Source organism: Pedobacter sp. KBS0701 (assembly GCF_005938645.2).
Classification (GTDB): Bacteria; Bacteroidota; Bacteroidia; order Sphingobacteriales; family Sphingobacteriaceae; genus Pedobacter.
On record NZ_CP042171.1, the window covers coordinates 314,599 to 329,566 of the forward strand.

General features: G+C 38.6%; 10 protein-coding genes. All 10 read left to right on the forward strand.

The annotated features are described in order from the left end of the window. Positions 1-169 precede the first annotated feature (169 nt). The gene (locus FFJ24_RS01085) at positions 170-667 is read left to right on the forward strand and encodes a phosphoheptose isomerase (RefSeq protein ID WP_025142534.1); all 498 of its coding nucleotides are present in this window, start codon (positions 170-172) and stop codon (positions 665-667) included. Between the two features lie 138 nt (positions 668-805). Further along, positions 806-1,534 carry an acyl-CoA desaturase gene (locus FFJ24_RS01090; RefSeq protein ID WP_138820405.1) on the forward strand — a complete coding sequence of 243 codons (729 nt, stop codon included), beginning with the start codon at positions 806-808 and terminating at the stop codon, positions 1,532-1,534. Positions 1,535-2,849: 1,315 nt separating this feature from the next. Further along, a complete protein-coding gene (locus FFJ24_RS01095) occupies positions 2,850-3,185 on the forward strand; it encodes a DUF1475 family protein (RefSeq protein ID WP_138820406.1) in 336 nt (111 codons plus the stop codon). Positions 3,186-3,272: 87 nt separating this feature from the next. Next, positions 3,273-4,073 (forward strand): DUF1295 domain-containing protein, encoded by an 801-nt coding sequence (locus tag FFJ24_RS01100; protein WP_138820407.1) that lies wholly within the window; start codon positions 3,273-3,275, stop codon positions 4,071-4,073. A gap of 150 nt (positions 4,074-4,223) precedes the next feature. Beyond that, positions 4,224-5,255, forward strand: a complete 1,032-nt coding sequence (locus FFJ24_RS01105) for a cyclopropane-fatty-acyl-phospholipid synthase family protein (protein WP_138820408.1) — start codon at positions 4,224-4,226, stop codon at positions 5,253-5,255. After that, on the forward strand, positions 5,239-6,627 hold the full coding sequence (locus FFJ24_RS01110) for an NAD(P)/FAD-dependent oxidoreductase (protein ID WP_246862712.1): 1,389 nt from the start codon (positions 5,239-5,241) through the stop codon (positions 6,625-6,627). The genes FFJ24_RS01105 and FFJ24_RS01110 overlap by 17 nt, the downstream gene beginning before the upstream one ends. A 184-nt stretch (positions 6,628-6,811) precedes the next feature. Then, entirely contained in the window at positions 6,812-7,624 is an 813-nt protein-coding gene (locus FFJ24_RS01115; protein ID WP_138820409.1) for a DUF1365 domain-containing protein, read from the forward strand. 9 nt (positions 7,625-7,633) lie between these two features. Beyond that, entirely contained in the window at positions 7,634-8,872 is a 1,239-nt protein-coding gene (locus FFJ24_RS01120; RefSeq protein ID WP_138820410.1) for a cyclopropane-fatty-acyl-phospholipid synthase family protein, read from the forward strand. A 197-nt stretch (positions 8,873-9,069) separates the two neighbouring features. Then, on the forward strand, positions 9,070-11,517 hold the full coding sequence (locus tag FFJ24_RS01125) for a TonB-dependent receptor domain-containing protein (RefSeq protein ID WP_138820411.1): 2,448 nt from the start codon (positions 9,070-9,072) through the stop codon (positions 11,515-11,517). A 319-nt stretch (positions 11,518-11,836) separates the two neighbouring features. Further along, positions 11,837-14,968: a SusC/RagA family TonB-linked outer membrane protein gene (locus FFJ24_RS01130; RefSeq protein WP_168202354.1), complete on the forward strand. Its 3,132-nt coding sequence runs from the start codon at positions 11,837-11,839 to the stop codon at positions 14,966-14,968.

Sequence of the window (14,968 nt, forward strand, 5' to 3'; positions counted from 1 at the left end):
GTATAAATGGATTTTGAGGCGATTCATGAATTGCGCTTAAAAAATTAAAGGCGGGAAAGAGATTTTTTAATTTATTAGGCTTATTTTTGCGGGAAATTATGGAACCGCACAGGAGATGAGTGAATCCCTGTTAACCTCAACAATCATTAGAAAAACTAATATTTTATCAATGACAAACGACAAAAAAGAAATATTCGAAAGCGTAGCGCAACGTTTAAAAATTGAAGGTTTTAATGTAGTAAACCGCGATGAAACCCGTCCTTGGGGTGGTTTCTTTGTAATAGACGAAGCGCAGGCGCAACAATTTGCAGATACTTATTTTGATGGATTAAATGTTGAAGACCTTAAAATTGGCGGTAAGTTAAGCCCGAAAATTTTAATCGTTGCACCAAATACACGTCTTTCTTGGCAATATCACCACCGCAGAGCTGAGATTTGGCAAGTAGTAACTGGTACTGTTGGCATCAAAACCAGCCAAACTGACGAAGAAGGTGAAGTGAAAAAATACGCGCCAAAAGACCAGATTAAATTACAACAAGGCGAACGCCACCGTTTAATCGGTTTAGAAGACTGGGGTGTTGTTGCAGAAATATGGCAACATACCGATGCTTCAAACCCATCAGATGAAAGCGATATTGTACGTGTTCAAGACGATTTCGGTAGATAATAATTAATAAAATAATAGAATCCTGTTCTATATAGTCGAGCAGGATTCTTTTTATCTAAACGTTTAATTTGGAGCATTTTTCTACTCGATTAAAACTAAACGCTTTCAAAATACGTTTATATAGCATACCCCCCATACATGATCATCCTTATTTTTTTTCTTTGCCATTGGTTTTTATCCCTGTTTAGCCAAACCTTTTTCCTTCACCGTTACTCTTCTCACAAGATGTTTAAAATGGAACTTTTTTGGGAACGGTTTTTCTACCTGGTATTGCTGATTTCGCAAGGTTCATCATTTCTAAATCCAAGAGCTTATGCCATCCTCCACCGGATGCACCATGCTTATAGCGATACGGAGAAAGATCCGCACTCACCACATTTTTTTAAGGATGTTTTCGGGATGATGATTGCAACGAAGAACATGTATATGAATTATCTGCAATATAAAATACAACCTGAACCAGCTTTTCAGGGGAATTATCCCGAATGGCCGATGGTTGATAGGATTGGAAATTCATGGGCCTGGAGAATAGCATGTGGTTTATTTTATATTGGCTTTTATATTGCTTTCGCCAACCATTGGTGGATGTACATTTTATTGCCGGTACACTTTTTAATGGGGCCGTTACACGGCGCAATTGTAAACTGGTGTGGCCATAAATACGGTTATTCAAACCATGATAATGATGATCATAGTAAAAACTCTTTACCCTGGGACTTTTTGTTGATGGGTGAGCTTTTTCAGAACAACCACCACAAAAAACCGAATAGCCCAAATTTCGCGACCAAATGGTGGGAATTTGATCCAACCTACCCGGTAATGAAGGTATTGCACTGGATGAAGATTATTAAAATTAGAAAGGTTTAGCCGTCTCTAATTTCTCATTCCATGGTCTGTGTCCCCACAGAACATCATTTAATTCTTCCAGAGTAACCTCAATAAACAGGTTTTTTGCCACAGAAACACGGATTTAATAGATTTCCTTTCCTGCACTGTTTTGTGTTAGCTAAACCTGACAGTAGCGAAAATCCTTTTTGTTCGCAGTAACCTTACCTATACTGTCATGCTGAGGCACGAAGCATCTGCAGCCTATGAAACGGATACCTGAGTCTCAGCATAACAGCACCTCAAAAAAGATTGAAGCGAATGGCAGGGCTATCGCAACCGATAAAAACAGGACCCTGCTTTTCAGATAATAACGCATTTGTTTTTGCCACGAAAACACGGAATATATCCCGCGCTCTGTCAACCCTGAGCGGAGTCGAAGGGCAATATAGGAGTCCTGGGTTTTGCCATAAGATACTGTTCCACAGGCCATTATTTAATTTCTTTCCGGGTAACCTAAGTAAGTTTTTTTTGCCACTGAACCACGGATTAATAGATTTCCTTTCTTGCACTGTTTTGTGTTAGCTAAACCTGACAGCAGCGAAAATCCTTTTTGTTTGCAGTAACCTTACCTATACTGTCATGCTGAGGTACGAAGCATCTGCCACATTCTAAACGGATACCTGAGTTTCAGCACAACAGCACCTCAAAAAGATTGAAGCGATTGGCAGGGCTATCGCAACCGATAAAAACAGGACCCTGCTTTTCAGATAAAAAAGCATTTATTTTTAGCCACGGAAACACGGAAAACACGGAGTATATCCCGCATTTTGTCACCCCGAGCGGAGTCGAAGGGCAATATAGGAGTCCTGGGTTTTGCCATAAAATGCTGTTTCACAGGTCATTATTTAATTTCTTTCCGGGTAACCTAAGTAAGCTTTTTTTGCCACTGAAGCACGGATTAATAGATTTCCTTTCTTGCACTGTTTTGTGTTAGCTAAGCCTGACAGCAGCGAAAATCCTTTTTGTTTACAGTAACCTTACCTATACTGTCATGCTGAGGTACGAAGAATCTGCCACCTACTAAACGGATACCTGAGTTTCAGCACAACAGCACCTCAAAAAGATTGAAGTGTATGGCAGGGCTATCGCAACCGATAGAAACAGGCCCTTGCTTTTCAGATTAAAAAGCATTTATTTTTAGCCACGGAAACATGTAACACACGGAGTATATCCCGCGCTTGTCACCCTGAGCGGAGTCGAAGGGCAATGTAGAAAATCCTGGGCTTTTACCATAAATCCTTTTTGCCTATCTTACCGTATATACTCCAATCTGTTTTAAAATTTAAACCACCGCATGATCAACTTACTCAAAATCATTTTCTCTGCCCTTTTAGTTTTTATGTGTTATAAAGTAATCAGCACTTCGCTGGAAAGTAACCTGTTAGAGCAATGGGATTTCCTGGGCGGCATACCCTGGATGTGCGCTACCCTCTGGGATTTTTATGCTAACATCTTCATTATCACTTTGTGGATGTTTTATAAAGAAAAAAGCATTATTCTTAAAATCTCTATTACCATTTTGTTCGTATGTTTAGGAAGCATAGCAACCTTAGCTTATGTTTTGGTGTATTTATTCAAACTAAAAGATGACGAAGGTGTTAAAGAATTACTTTTAAGGCGTGAGGTGTAGGGTTTAAGGTGTAGGGGTCTTACAAGAAGTTTATTTATAGCAATGCTGATTTTGCCTTTTAGGCCTTAAACCTTTTACCTTGACCTTATGCCGCTCCAGACAGGACATCTACTATTCATCGCACTCATTTCGCTTTTTGCCTGTTGTTTTATTATGGCCATGGTTTGGTTTTGGGCAAAGAAAATTAAAAACGCAGGTGTGGTCGATGTTTTCTGGGCACTAAACTTCCCTGTAATTACAATCATCACATTTTTTTTATCTGATGGTTACGATCCCCGAAAAATTTTAATCTGTGGAATGTTTTTACTGGCAGAGTTACGCCTGGGCATTCACCTTTGGCAACGTGTTATCGGTCATTTAAAGGAAGAAGAGGGGAGGTACGAGCAACTCAGAAAGGAATGGGGCAACAAAGCCGACCGTAATTTCTTTGTTTTTTTTCAGTTTCAGGCCATATCCAATGTAATCCTGGCTATTCCATTTTTTATCATTACGGCAAATCAATCGCAGGGTATCTCTATTTTAGAGTTTACAGGTGCGCTGGTTTGGGTAATTGCTTTTTTCGGAGAAATGATTGCCGACAGGCAGCTTGCAGCGTTTAAAAAAGATCCCCTCAATAAAGGCAAAGTATGCGATACCGGATTATGGTACTACAGCCGTCATCCCAACTATTTTTTTGAGTGGCTAACCTGGATGGGCTATTTCATTTTTGCATTGGCTTCGCCATGGGGCATTCTCGCCATCATTAGTCCGGCAGTTATATTGTATTTATTAACCAGGGTTACCGGTGTGCCTAACAACGAAGAGCAAAACCTGAGGAGCAAACCTGTAGCCTATAGGAAATACCAGGAAACAACGAGTGCTTTTTTTCCGTGGTTTAAGAAAAAGTAGTCAGAAGTTAGAGGTCCGAAAGACCGGGGTCTGGCTGCCAATATAAAACTGTAAATCAAAAATAAACAATCTGCTATTAGGCATTTTGCATATAAAATAACAACACCGGACCTCCGACTTCGGACTTCCGACCATCAAACTCCAAATTACATGTGGTACGATAAACTTTTAGAAAACGACAAACTTCCTGATACGGCCTTGCGTATCGGCATCAGAAAATTATGCAAACAGCGCCTGGATGATGAAACGCTTGGCGATGAGGAACTACAGCAGGAAAAATTTATGGACCTGGTTGCTGAACTGAAGCAATTGCCGATTGCGGTAAATACAGCTGATGCCAATGAACAGCATTACGAACTGCCAACCGAATTCTTTCAATATTGTTTGGGTAAAAATTTAAAATACAGCAGTGGTTATTGGAAACCGGGCGTTAAAGATATTGATACTTCAGAAGATGATATGCTGGCTTTAACCTGTAAAAGAGCCGATTTACAAAATGGACAGAATGTTTTAGAACTGGGCTGTGGCTGGGGATCGCTCTCATTGTATATGTCGGCTAAATTTCCGGAGAGCACTTTTACGGTGGTTTCGAATTCTGCAACCCAAAAAATCTTTATCGATGAAACTGCAAAACAGCGTGGAATACAAAACTTAACGGTTTTAACTGCCGATATGAATACGTTTACCATTGCCGATACATTTGACAGGGTAGTATCAGTAGAAATGTTTGAGCACATGCGCAACTATAAATCTTTGCTTAACAAGGTTGCTTCATTTATGAAACCAGATGGGAAATTATTCGTGCACATATTTACACACAAAAGCCTGGCATACAAGTTTGAGGTGATTGACGAAACCGACTGGATGAGTAAATACTTTTTTACAGGTGGGATTATGCCCTCTAATCACTTGTTTTTCTACTTTAACGACGACCTCAAAATCGATAAACACTGGGTGGTAAACGGAACCAATTACGGTAAAACCTCAGAGGCCTGGCTAAGCAATATGGATAGGCATAAAAAGGAAATCATGCCGATTTTAGAACGGACTTATGGTAAAGATCAGGCGGTGAAATGGTGGGTATACTGGAGGTTATTTTACATGTCGTGCGCCGAACTGTTCAATTATAATAAAGGAAACGAATGGATGGTGTGCCATTATTTGTTTGAAAAGAATAAATAATGTAAGAGGTAAGGATGTAGGATGGATAATGGAGTTAGCAATATGCCCATCATCTATTTTACATCATCCATATCACATCTTCCGTCATCCATATCACATTATCCATCTTCCATATTACATTATGAATAAACTCGCCATTATCGGCTCCGGAATAGCAGGCATGGGTTGTGCCCATAAACTGCAGCATAAATACGATATTACCCTTTTCGAAGAGCTCGATTATATCGGTGGTCATACCAATACCATTACGCTCGAAGAAGATGGACACCCCATTTACCTGGATAGTGGCTTTATGGTTTTTAACTATCAGACCTATCCAAACCTGACAGAAATGTTTGCCGAGATTAATGCGCCGGTCATTAAAACTGATATGTCTTTCAGTGTGCAATTTCTGCCTAAAAATTTAGAATATAGTGGCTCAAGTTTGAACCATCTTTTTGCGCAACGGAAAAACCTGTTTAATATTTCTTATTTAAAAATGTTGATGCAGATTAACCGCTTTAACAAACAAAGTGTAGAAATTTTGGATAAACCCGAGTATCAGGATTATTCGATCGGGCAGTTTTTTAAAGCTTTTGGTTATAGTGAGGATATGCTTTGGCAATATCTTATTCCGATGAGTGCTGCGGTTTGGAGTGCCCCGATGGAACAGATTTTGGATTTCCCGGCGGTTACGTTGATCCGTTTTTTCAAAAATCACGGGTTTTTAGGATTAGATACCCAGCATCAGTGGTACACGCTGCAAAATGGCAGTCAGGCTTACCGCGAAAAACTGATAGCGCCATTCCGCGACAGGATCAAAATCAATACTAAAATTGTTGCGGTAAAACGTTTAGAGAATGGTAAAGTTGAAGTGGAAAATCAAAAGGGCGAGAAATTAGAATTCGATAAAGTGATAATGGCCAGTCATGCAGACCAGACTTTTGAAATCGTAAAAGATAAAACAGCTTTAGAAACTGAACTCCTTTCTAAATTTAAATACCAGCTAAACAAAGCCGTTGTACATACCGATGAAAAGCAGATGCCCGAAACCAGACTGGCCTGGAGCAGCTGGAATTACCGGGTTGAAAAACAGGGCGATAAATTATTGCCCAGTACCATTTACTGGATGAATAATTTACAGGGAGTTTCTAAAAAGCAGAATTACTTTGTATCCATTAACCCAACAGGAACACTAAATCCTGAAAAAATTGTTAAAGAAATCGATTATCATCACCCTTTGTTTGATGTTCCTGCCATGCAGGCTCAGGAGCAATTGCACAAACTAAACGAAACCGGGCCGATATATTATTGCGGAAGTTATTTTAAATATGGTTTTCATGAAGATGCTTATAAAAGTGCTGTTGACCTGTGTAGGGAGCTGTTAGTTTAGTTAGTTCATTACCAGTAAGATAAGTATTATTTTGATTAGGGGTTTAATTCAGTTTGTCATCATGAATGCAATGAAAGATCTTTTCTAATGAAGATATCTTTAATTAAAAGATTCTTCGCGGCGCTCAGAATGACAGGATACTCAGAATGAAAATCAATCATAAATTTCGTAAATTGTAATATTAATGCAAATCAACTCATCCATCTATACCGCTAAAGTCATGCACCACCGCCTGGCACCCAAAAAACATTCTTTTTGGTACAGCGTGTATATGTTTTATATCGATCTGGACGAGCTGGAAATGCTCGCGCAAAAGCTTCGTTGGTTTAGCCTGAATAAATTTAATCTTTTTTCTTTTCGCGATGCCGAACATCTTCAGTTGCCAAAAGAAAATCCTGATCAAACCAAAAATACACGACAGCATTTAGAAGATTATTTAAAAGAGCATGGCGTTGATGGCAGCAGGCTTAAAATAAAACTCCTTACCAACCTCAATGTGCTGGGGTACAATTTTAATCCCGTTTCCTTTTATTATTGCTTCGATGAGGAAGGAAATCCGGTATGTTGTGTGGCCGAAATCAGCAATACTTACCGCGAAATGAAACTTTTTTTCTTCGGAAAAGATGAATTGCATGGCGATACCTTTAAAAAAATCACTACCAAATATTTTTATGTTTCACCATTTATCGACCATGACGATTCCTTCGATTTTAACTTAAAAGTGCCGGCTGATAAGCTCGATATTAAAATTAACGACCTGGATAAAAATGGTAAATTGTTTTTTATCAGTACCTTAATTGGTGAGAAAAAGCCATTAACGAATGCCGCTTTGCTACGATATTTTTTTTCTATGCCCTTAATACCGTTACAGGTTATGGGCATGATCCACTGGCAGGCACTTAAACTTTGGATAAAAAAAATACCTTTTCATCCAAAAGCTGAAAACCCTGAGTTGCAACGCAACGTATATAAACCCTATAAACCACAAATAAAATAGATCAAAGTTATGAATACGCTTACCGCTGCCAGAACATCAAGAGGTTTTTTCGAAAGAGTAGTGCTTAATGCGCTTTCTAAAATGACATTAGGCAAATTGGAACTTTCATTGCCAAATGGCGAAACACTGATTTTTGGAAACGGTGAACATAAAATAGAAGCACATATACAGGTTAACCATCCCGATTTCTTTAAATCGATTGCGCTTTATGGCGATATCGGTTTTGGCGAAGGTTATACCTCGGGCCTTTGGGATACCACAAACATTACCAATGTAATTAAATGGGTAATCCTGAACATTGAAAATGCACCTTCGGTTACCGGGAGCAAGGCAAACTCCATTGCGCTGAATATTTTTAAATGGGTTAACAAAATCTATCATATACGCAGGGAAAATACTTTGGCGGGATCGCAGAAAAATATTTCGGAGCACTACGATCTGAACAATGATTTCTTTGCGACTTTTCTGGATAAAACCATGACTTATTCGAGCGGTTATTTTAATCCTGAAGATTTAAGTTTAGAAGAATCGCAATATGCTAAATACGACCGCCTGGCCAGGCAATTAAAAATTAAGGCAACCGACCATGTATTGGAAATTGGAAGTGGTTGGGGCGGTAATGCAATTTTTTTAGCCAAAAATTACGGCTGTAAAGTTACTTCGGTTACCATTTCTAAAGAACAGCAAAAACTGGCAATGGAGCGTGTTCATGCAGAAGGACTGGCCGGTCAGGTTTCGGTCATTATTCAGGACTATCGCAAAATTGAGGGTGCTTTTGATAAAATCGTATCCATTGAAATGCTCGAAGCCGTGGGTCACCAATATTTAGAAACCTATTTCGAAAAATGCCAGAAGTTATTAAAACCCGAGGGGATTTTTGCCTTTCAGGTAATTACCTCACCCGATTGTAGATATGATAAATTGAGAAACGGTGTAGATTGGATTCAGAAGCACATTTTTCCAGGCTCACTTTTACCTTCAGTAGCCGCCATAAACAAAGCAATAAATGAAACCGGCGATTTAACCATGGTCGATTTAAAAGATATGGGTTTGGATTATGCCCATACACTTCATTTATGGTATATCGCATTCAATAAAAACCTGAATAAAGTAAAAGCCCTGGGCTTTGATGAAACCTTTATCCGCAAGTGGAATTATTACCTGAACTATTGCGAAGCAGCTTTTGCCATGCGGAATATTAATGTGATGCAAATGGTTTATTCAAGACCAAACAATATTTCGAGGTAATCATATAATGTAAGAAATTAGGCGGATGACGGGAAAATTCCATCTTATATTATCGGTTTTATATTTTTCATGATTTCTTTTACCGGTAAAAGTGTAGTGTTTGCCGAACAATTAATGGAGTTGGTGTAAAAAGTATAGCGTATCATTGTAACAAAATGCAATTTGCGTAGACTAATTACAAAAGACCTACTCTTAAAATGAAAAAACTTTTACTATTAAGCTTTATCCTTGGAATATTTTTTAGCGCACATGCCCAGTTTCCCAGCGGCGGATTTGGTGGAGGACCCAAAAAATCTACAGTTACCGGACGTATTACTGCAACCATACTAGATTCATTAACTAAAAAGCCAATTGATTATGCAACGGTTTCTTTAATTAATGTAAAAGACAACAAATCTGTAAATGGTGGCGTAACCGACGAAAAAGGAAAACTAAGTTTACAGAACGTTTCTCCTGATTCATACAAATTGATGATTGGTTTTATGGGCTACAAAACAAAATCTGTTTTAGTTACCACCACGCCATCAAAACCTGATAATAATATGGGTACAATTTATATTTCATCAAGCGAAAATACACTGGCCGATGTTCAGGTTCAGGGAACCAAAGCCATTATTGAAAATAAAATCGACAGAATGGTGTATAACGCTGAGGCTGATGGAACAAATGCCGGCGGCGACGCTACTGATGTAATGCGTAAAGTACCAATGCTTTCAGTTGACCCTACAGGAAATATTCAACTTCGTGGTGGTGCTGTTCGTGTTTTAATTAATGGCAAACCTTCAGGAACAATGGCCAGTAGTGTTGCTGATGCATTAAAAATGATTCCGGCAGAGCAAATTAAAACGGTTGAAGTAATTACCAGTCCTTCTGCAAAATATGATGCCGAAGGCTCAGGAGGTATTATTAACATCATCACCAAAAAATCGAATGCTCAGGGAGTGAGCGGTTCAGTTAATGCTGCAGCAGGAACTCGCCAGAATAATGGTTCTTTTAATTTAACGGCAAAAACAGGCCGCCTAAGTGTGAATACAAGTTTGGGTACAAATTTAGCTTATGCTCAAAAATCACAAACTGAATTTATCACCAATACAACTTACCTGGACGGTACAACAAATAATATTTCGCAAAGTGGATTTTCTAAATGGAGCCGTAACGGATATAATGGCAGTGTAGGTTTGGATTACGATTTTAATGCTTATAACAATATTAGTACAACCGCAAAGTTTAATAGTTTTTCTAACGGTGGTCCAAGTGAAACAAATTATTTAATTAATAATGTGGCAGCATCTAATGTTGGAGATATGGACATGACTTTCAGAAACTTAGACTGGAATGTTGATTACCGTAAAACCAGTAAAAAAGAAGGAGAAGAATTTTCTATATCGGCACAATTTTCAAATGGCAGAACACCTACAAGTTTCAGTAATTTACTTACTTCGGCTGCTTTCCCATCTGGTTTGCAAACGATAAGTAATAATAACGGTAAAAATAATGAGTATACCTTTCAAACAGATTATACTTACCCATTCAACAAAAGAACAACTTTAGAAGTTGGTGCAAAAGCAATTTTACGCGATATACAAAGTCAGTTTGATAATACTGCTCAAGATTTTGAATATAACCAAAATGTAGGTGCAGCTTATGGTGTAATCAGTTTTGATTTAACTAAAAAATTAAAATTTAAAGGTGGAGTTAGAGCTGAGTATACCCGGATAGATTTTAATACGCAAAGCAGTGGTATTCAGAAAAATGATTATTTGAACTTATTTCCAAGTGCAATTATTTCGCAAAATTTAAAAGGTGGTGCTACGATAAAACTAAGCTACAACCGTCGCGTACAAAGACCGTCGCAATCTTATTTAAATCCTTTCCGTAACGAAAGCGACCAGTTTAATATTATGCAAGGTAATCCTCAATTAAACCCTGAGTTAAGTGATAATTTAGAGTTAGGATATAATACTTTTATCAAAGGGTCGATAATTAATGCCTCAATTTTTTACCGTCGCACAGTTGGCGTAATTGAGAATTCGATTTCACCAATTACCGAAAATGGTGTAAACAAGACATTAACTTCTTACATAAATGTTGGTACTGCTCCCGTTTACGGATTTAATGTTTTTGCATCGTACAATCTTAAACCAAAATGGACTTTAATGACCAACTTTTCAGGAAACACCTATTCTGTAACTAATAACGAAACCAATGTTAATACAGGTGCTTTCTTTAACTTCAACTGGTTCGTACGCTCAGCATATGGGTTTGGTAAAGGTTATAACTTTGAGTTGTTTAACGTAATAACTTCAAAAAGACGTACCTATCAAGGTGTTACAGACCCATTTTATATCTATGGTGGGTCATTCAAAAAAGAAATACTTAAGAAAAAAGGAAGTATTGGATTAGGGGTTTTAAATCCTTTTACAAAAGACCTTCACATCAAAACTGTTAATAATGCTGTTAATCAAAGAGGCACAATTTATCAAAGTCAAAACATTTATTACCCATTGCGTAACTACACAGTAAACTTTAGTTATACTTTTGGTAAACTTAAATTTACAGAGAAGAAAAAAATCAAAAACGACGATGTGAAGCAAGATCAGCAACCAGGACAAGGAAGTGGAATGGGCGGTGGTGTTCAGCAGTAAAAATTCAATCTGAATATATAATATAAGTCTTTCCGGTAATTCGGGAAGACTTTTTTGCTTTAAGGGTAGTTGCTATTTGTATATAGTGTGAAATGTACAATAAGTAGGATTGTGGGTTTCTTGTTTTTGTTGTTTGGTTAATTTTGTTGAGTGTTTTGCGTTTTTAATCTCGGATTTTTGCCTGTTTTTGCAGGTAAAGGCTTTTTGTATCAAAAATTGTACGGAATTTAGCTTAGTTGATCGTGTTTTGTGCGTGTTTGTGTTTGTAAAAACCATATATTGCAATAACTAACAAATCCTTAACCTAAATAATTGTGATATGAGAAAAATCTTTACCTCACTTTTTTTTCTGTGCATTTTACTGACAAGCCTATCCACAATGGCGCAGGTAAAAACCATAACAGGAAAAATAACTGCTGTTGACGATGGAGGTCCATTACCCGGAGCAAGTGTAAAAATCAAGGGCAGTACAACAGGTACTTCTACCGATTCCAATGGTAGCTTTACCATTCAGGTGCCCTCAACTAATGCTGTACTGGTCATCAGCCTTATTGGGTATAAAACACAGGAAATTACGGTTGGCAGTAAAACCACAGTTAATGTAGGGCTGGCTTCTGATGCGCAGGATCTACAGGAAGTAAATATTTCAACTGCATTAGGAATTACCCGACAGGCTAAATCTTTAGGTTATGCTGCACAATCTGTAAAATCTGAAGACCTGAATTATAATCACCAGCCTAACTTGCTCAATGCATTACAGGGTAAAATTGCAGGTGCTACAATATCCAGCACAGGTGGTGGTCCCGGCCAGGGAGCAAGTATCCGGATCAGGGGAGTTAACTCAATTGATCCTAACATTTCCGGCGATCCTTTATATGTAATAGATGGGGTGCAGATTGATAACTCTACCTCTACTGTTGGGGCTAATCCCGATGGAACCGCTTATGGTTCAAGAGGGGTAACCAATAGGGCTTCAGATATTAATCCGGAGGATATTGAAACCATCAATATTTTAAAAGGAGGTGCCGCTACCGCGCTTTATGGATTAAGAGGTGCAAATGGCGTTGTGGTAATTACTACTAAAAGAGGCAAGCAGAATGGGGTAAGCGTTAATTTCAACAGTAGTTATGGTTTTGATGAAGTATTGAAATCGCCGGATGTACAAACAGAATATACTCAAGGTGTTTTAGGTGTTTATACCAATCCTCCAGGCGGAATCGGACCAGCATGGGGCCCAACCATTGCCGAAGCGAAACTGATCGATCCTACTCACCCTGATCAATTGTTCAATAACTACGACCGTGCTTTTGGTACAGGTCAGCAGGTTAAAAATTCAATTTCGGTTGCCGGAGGAAGTGAAGCGATTAAGTTTTTCTCTTCTGTTTCGCAGTTGTATCAAAAAGGGATGATGCCAAATACCGATAATAAAAACTTCTCTGGACGTTTGAATACAGACTTTACCATCAGTCCAAAATTTAAGGCCGCTGTAAATATGAATTTTACCAATTCTGGCGGATATACATACAGTGCAGACCGTTTTGGCGAAAGTTTGGCTTATTGGTCGCCGCGTTATGATGTAGCAGATTATCAGAATGCAGACGGTTCGCAAAAATACTTCGGTACCAATAATCCAATCTGGGGTACAGCAAACAACAGGTTTAAAGGTGATGTTAACCGGTTTATTGGTGGGGCAAGCCTGAGTTATGATCCTGCCAAATGGCTTAACTTTTCTTATCGCTTAGGTGTAGATACCTATAATGATAACCGTGTGCGCACTGCCCGCGGACCAATGTATGCTACTGAAGCTATGTATGATAATGCCCAGGGTTTTTATGGTGAATACAATACTAAGTTTAGAACCATTAACAGCACTGTCGTTGCCACACTTACTTCTAAACTAACGGATGATATTACCGGGACTTTAAGGCTTGGACAAGAGCTTTACGACCGTAAATCGAAAGAGGTCGGTACTTTAGGAAGTATTCTTGGTGTGTACGATTTCTTTAATTTAGCAAATGCGGGTGTACTTACACCAACGCAGACCTTGAAACAAAAAAGACTGATCGGTTATTTTGGAGAAGCGACTTTTGATTACAAAAATTATCTTTTCCTAACCGTAACCGGAAGAAATGACATCACTTCTACGTTGCCAAAAGCGAACAGATCGTTTTTCTATCCTTCAGCAAGTTTAAGTTATGTATTTTCCGATCAGTTTAAGTTACCAACTGTCATTAATCAGGCCAAGTTACGTTTGTCTTATGCAAGGATAGGAAAGGATGCGTCCGAGTATTCTACATTTACCGGATATTCGCCTTATACCCAGTTGCCAACCGGAACAGGTGGTTTAACCATTGCGCCAAATCTTGGCAATCCCGATCTTCGTCCTGAGTTTACCAATACCTATGAGGCTGGTTTAGAGATGTCATTCTTTAAAAATCGTTTAGGTTTCGATTTTACATACTATTATTCATTAAGCAGAGATCAGATCATCCAAACGCAGGTTTCTTCGGCAGTAGGTTATGTAACCAAATCCATCAATGCCGGCGATATCAGGAACAGGGGAGTTGAGCTGGTATTGAATGGTAAACCAATTGTATCAAAAGATTTCAGGTGGGATGTAAATGTTAATTTTTCGGCCAACAGAAACATGGTATTGAGTATGCCTAATGGCATATCTGAAATTGTTTACGGTGCCGCTAGAGGTTATGGCAATGCCGGAGTAACGATGAAACTGATCCAGGGGCAGCCTTATGGCAATATTTATGGCAGTTATTTTAACCGTTATTATGGCAGTACGCCGGAAGATCCGATTGTACTGGATAAAAATCTTCCATTACTAATTGGAGCAAACGGATTCCCGAGCATTTCAGGTGGCAAGCAAAAATTACTGGGTAATTCGCAGCCAAACTATATCATCGGTATGGGCAATACTTTCAAATACAAAAAATTCAGTTTAAATGTATTGTTTGATGCGCGTTTAGGATTTGAAAAATACAACTGGTTAGAGGATTTTTATTCGGCCTTCGGATTGCCTGATTATACTGCTGACAGAAGGTCGTATAAGGTATTTGATGGTGTATTAGCCAATGGAACACCAAACACCAAACCAGTATGGCTGGGGCAGAATACAGTAGATGGTGTTAATTATGGAGAAGGTTATTACCGCATCTATTACCGGAACGTTTCTGAGCCTTTTGTAAGCGATGCCTCATGGGTACGTTTACGTTCTGCAAGTTTAACGTATAATTTGCCGGAGAACTGGTTGCCGGCTAAATCAATCAAAAATGCTTCACTGTCCGTTACCGGAAATAATTTATGGTTATGGACGAAATATTATGGTGTAGATCCGGAATCGAGTTCTTTCGATTCGGGTAGTAATAATGATGGCTCTGCCGGATTTACGTATCCATCTGCCCGTACAATTATGTTTACTCTTAATGTTGGTTTTTAA